We start from the raw sequence: 4,039 nt of genomic DNA, 5'->3' as shown, positions 1-4,039 counted from the left end.
CGCCCCGGCGCCCGGCACCCCCGGCTTCCGGATCCTGCTGCTCACCCCGGAGATCCCCGGCAACACCGGCAACGCGATCCGGCTCGCCGCCCTCACGGGGGCCGAGCTGCACCTCGTGGAGCCGCTGGGCTTCGGGTTCGAGGACGCCCACCTGCGCCGCGCCGGTCTGGACTACCACGACCTCGCGGTGGTGACGGTGCACCCGGACCTCGACGCGGCCCTCGCGGCCCTCGCCCCCGCCCGTGTGCTGGCCTTCACCGCGCGCGGGTCCGTGCGGCACGACCGGGTCGCCTACCGGCCCGGCGACGTGCTGCTCTTCGGCCGCGAGTCCACCGGCCTGCCCGAGGAGGTGCTGGCCGATCCGCGGGTCACCGAGACCGTCGGCCTGCCCATGCAGCCGGCCCGTCGGTCCCTGAACCTGGCGAACGCCGTCTCCATCGCCGTGTACGAGGCCTGGCGCCAGCACGACTTCGCCGGGTCCGCGGCCCGTCCCGATTCCCTAGACTGAGGCCACCATGCAGACTCCTGACGCGCCCGAGCCCCACGTCGACCGCCCCGATGACGCCGGCCAGCCCGCCCTGGACACCCTCCTGCGCCGCAGCGCCGAGGGTGACCGGGCCGCGTTCTCCGCGTTCTACGACGCCACGGTCCCGTGGGTGCACGGCCTGGCCGAAGCGATGTTCGGCCCCGGCGACGACGCCGCCGCGGCCACGGTCCGCACCTACCTGACGGCGTGGGAGGAGGCCTCCGAGGCCGGGCTCGACCTGAGCGAGCGTGACGACGCGACCCACCGCGAACGCCAGGTGTTCACGTGGCTCGAGGTCCTCGCCCACCGCGTGATGACCTCGCTGCGCCGCGCCGGTGGCTCCGCGGCGGAACGTGGGCGTCGTCCCGGCCCGGCCGGGCCCGCGCCGCTGCCCGAGGACCTCGTCGGCCGCGTGGCCCCGGACGCCTACGAGGCCGTGCGACTGGCGTGGCTGGGCGGCTGCACCGACCGGGAGGTCGCCGATCGGCTCGGTCTGCCGGCCGACGAGGCCCGCACCCTGCTGCGTGACGGCGTGCGGCAGGTCGTGGCGGCCCGCCGCGACCTCACGCAGGACGCCGCCCGTCCGTCCGCGCCGGCCCCGGCGACCGGCCCGGCACTCGGCGCGGACGTGCGCGAGGACGTGGACGCCGGCCGCACACTCGAGCTGGCCGACCTCTCGGCCGTGCACGCGCTCGACACGGCCGGGCACACCGCGGCCTTCTCCGCCGTGCAGCGGCGGGGCGGCGAGCTGGCCCGGTGGCGCTCCCGGGTGGACGGTGCGCGCCAGGCGGTGGCCTGGGCGTTCCGGTCCGTGACGGCCGAGCCGCCGTCGGCCCTGCTCGACGAGGTCCTGCGTCGCCTGCCCGCCCAGGACGTGGGCATGGACCTGATCGGCGACGAGTCCGCCCCCGCCGGCCCGCCGCGGGACCGCCTGCGCTGGCTCAAGGTGACCGCCCTCCTGCTGCTCGCGGCCCTCGTGCTCGGCGTCGGCGGGTGGACGGTGTGGAGCCAGTTCACACGGCCGGGCATCGTGCACCGCATCGACCAGTCGAAGGACCTGTTCACGACCTCGGAGTACCCGGCCCAGGACGGCGGCACGGTCCAGGCGTTCCTGTCCCGGGAGCAGAACAGCGGCTACCTGACGATCAGCGGGATGCCCCAGCTGCCGGAGGGTCAGTCCTACCAGCTGTGGCTCTACCCCTCGGACGGCACGGCCCCGGCCTCGCTCGGCACGTACGACGCCAACGGCTTCGGCGAGCCCATCACCTTCCGGGGGCTGGACCGCTTCGCGGCGATGGGCATCTCCGTGGAGCCCAGCTCGGGCTCGGAGGTGCCGACGTCGGAGCCCGTCGTCGGCGTGGACCTCGACCCCACCGCGCAGACCGGCCCGCGCTACGGCGGTCGGCCGAGCACCAACTGAGATCCCCCGCAGGGGGGGCGGTTCAGAACCCGGCGATGGTGCTCGGACCGTTGACCGTGACCAGGTGGAACGCCTCGGCGTGACCCGGCGCGGCGGCCGGGCCGGCGGCGCGCCGGTGATGTTCGGCCATCTGGGCGAGCACGTGCCGCCGCATCGCGTCGACGTCCGGGTGCTGGGAGAGGTGGGCGTCGAGGGCGCGCAGCTTCTGCTCCGCCAGGCCCGTGACGTCCACGACCGTGTTCCGGCGCGCGGCGGGGGCGGCGTACAGCAGCAGGTTCCGGACCTTGAACGCCTCGAGCCCCTCCGCCGCGAGCTCCGGGTACGCGTACGGGTTCTCGGCCGCCGGGTACGCGGCGCGCACCACGGCCTCGCCGCAGGCGAGGTGGTCCGGGTGGGCGGCCTGCATCCGCTCCCAGTCCCGCTCCGGGTGGGTGCTGAGCACCACGTCCGGGCGGACGCGGCGCATCAGCGCCACGAGCTTGCGGCGCACGCCGTGGTCCGGCTCGAGGTGTCCGTCGCGCTCGCCGAGGAAGTGGACCTCGGCGGCACCGACGACGGCGGCGGCCGCGCGCTGTTCGGCGTGCCGGCGGGCGGTCATCGCCTCCGGGCCCTCCGAGTCGAAGCCGCCGGCGTCCCCGTCCGTCACGATGCACAGCTCGATGTGCAGCCCGGCCGCGCGGAAGCCGGCCAGGGTGGCGGCGGCCCCGAAGTCGAGGTCGTCCGGGTGGGCGCCGACGGCCAGGACCCGGCGCCAGCCGTGGTGGGCCGCGAGCGCGGCGGGGGTGGTGAGCGTGGTGGTCACGAGCGGGTGTCCTCCGTGAACGTCACCTCGGTCGTCTGCTCCGCGCCGTCGCGGAGGTAGGTGACGTCCACCGAGTCTCCCACGCGGTGCTCGCGGACGACGGCGGTGAGGGACTCGGAGTCGATCACCGCGCGGTCGCCGACGGCGGTGATCACGTCGCCCTCCTTCAGCCCGGCCGCGTCGGCCGCCGACTCTCCCACGACCTGCTGGACGCGGGCGCCGTCGCTGAACACGGTCCGGGCGTTCTCGCTGCCGCCCTGCACCTCGGCGGGCTCCGGGGTGACGCTCACGCCGAGCATGGCATGCGTGGCCTTGCCGTGGTCGATCAGGTCCTGTGCGACCCGCTGGGCGTAGTCCACGGGGATGGCGAATCCGACCCCGATGTTGCCCGCCTCGCTCGGGTCCTGGCCGGCCGAGGCGATCGCGACGTTCACGCCCACCAGGCGACCCTCGGCGTCGACGAGCGCGCCTCCGGAGTTGCCGGGGTTGATGGCCGCGTCGGTCTGCAGCACGTTGATGTACACCTCGCCCCGGGTGCCCTGCGGGGTGCCCGGCAGCTGGAAACGGTACTGATCGGTGCCGGAGGACGAGCCGGAGCTCTCGCCCTGCGGCTCGGGCGCCTCGGAGGACGCCACCGCGATGGTCCGGTCCAGGGTGGAGATGATCCCGTCGGTCACGGTGTTCGGCAGGCCCAGGGGGGCGCCGATGGCGACGGCCTCGTCCCCGACCTTCAAATCCCCGGACCGGCCGATCTGGATGGGGGTGAGGTCCGGGGCGTCGATCTTGATGACGGCCAGGTCGGACAGCGGGTCGGTGCCCACGACGGTGGCAGCGTAGACCTCCCCGTCCGAGGTGCGCACCGTCAGCTCGGCGTCGTTGGCCTGGCCGCCGAGGGTGACCACGTGGGTGTTCGTGAGGATGTGCCCCTCCGTGTCCAGGATCGACCCGGAACCGGAACCGGAGGCGGAGCTCGACGTCGCGGAGATGGTCACCACGGAGGGCAGCGCGGTCCTCGCGGCGTTCCCGACGGCGGTGTCCGCCACGGGCTGTCCCCCGGCCTCGGCCGAGGTGTCCGTCGCCTGCGAGGAGGAGGAGCTCGCGGCCTCGGACGCGGCCTCGCCGCCGTCCTCCGCGACCGCGCAACCGGAGAGCCCCACCATGAGCACGGCTGCGGCGAGCAGGCCCGCCCCGGCACGGGCGCGGGACTGGGGCCGGGGACGCGCGACGGTGCGGGCCGTCGGCACGGGGGGCTGGGTGGGGGCGGCGGTCTGGTCCACGGGGTCCTCGCTTC

The 4,039-nt window shown here is 75.3% G+C and carries 4 protein-coding genes; 2 read left to right on the top strand and 2 right to left on the bottom strand.

Going from position 1 to position 4,039, the window contains the following annotated elements; genetic code table 11:
• Nucleotides 1-31: 31 nt before the first annotated feature.
• Both QL983_RS10605 and QL983_RS10600 read left to right on the top strand, forming a co-directional pair.
• Nucleotides 32-508 carry a tRNA (cytidine(34)-2'-O)-methyltransferase gene (locus tag QL983_RS10605; protein ID WP_100059261.1) on the top strand — a complete coding sequence of 159 codons (477 nt, stop codon included), beginning with the start codon at nt 32-34 and terminating at the stop codon, nt 506-508.
• A gap of 7 nt (nt 509-515) precedes the next feature.
• Nucleotides 516-1,946, top strand: coding sequence for an anti-sigma factor (locus QL983_RS10600; protein WP_073117100.1), 1,431 nt, complete (start codon nt 516-518; stop codon nt 1,944-1,946).
• Nucleotides 1,947-1,968: 22 nt separating this feature from the next.
• Here QL983_RS10600 and QL983_RS10595 read toward each other — a convergent pair whose 3' ends face one another.
• Together QL983_RS10595 and QL983_RS10590 are read right to left on the bottom strand one after the other, a co-directional pair.
• Nucleotides 1,969-2,748 carry a PIG-L deacetylase family protein gene (locus tag QL983_RS10595; protein WP_036314367.1) on the bottom strand — a complete coding sequence of 260 codons (780 nt, stop codon included), beginning with the start codon at nt 2,746-2,748 and terminating at the stop codon, nt 1,969-1,971.
• Nucleotides 2,745-4,039 (bottom strand): trypsin-like peptidase domain-containing protein (locus tag QL983_RS10590; RefSeq protein ID WP_290152927.1); only part of this gene is annotated, 1,295 nt, incomplete at its 5' end. The genes QL983_RS10595 and QL983_RS10590, both read right to left, overlap by 4 nt.

This window comes from Micrococcus sp. APC 4021, from assembly GCF_030407635.1.
GTDB classification, from domain to species: domain Bacteria; phylum Actinomycetota; class Actinomycetes; order Actinomycetales; family Micrococcaceae; genus Micrococcus; species Micrococcus luteus.
The sequence above is the reverse complement of the archived record's forward strand: the minus strand, read 5'-3'. Positions and strand labels throughout refer to the sequence as shown.

Bases quoted from the DNA above. Each gene is read 5' to 3' on its own strand.
- QL983_RS10600 (WP_073117100.1), top strand. From the start codon at position 516: ATGCAGACTCCTGACGCGCCCGAGCCCCACGTCGACCGCCCCGATGAC.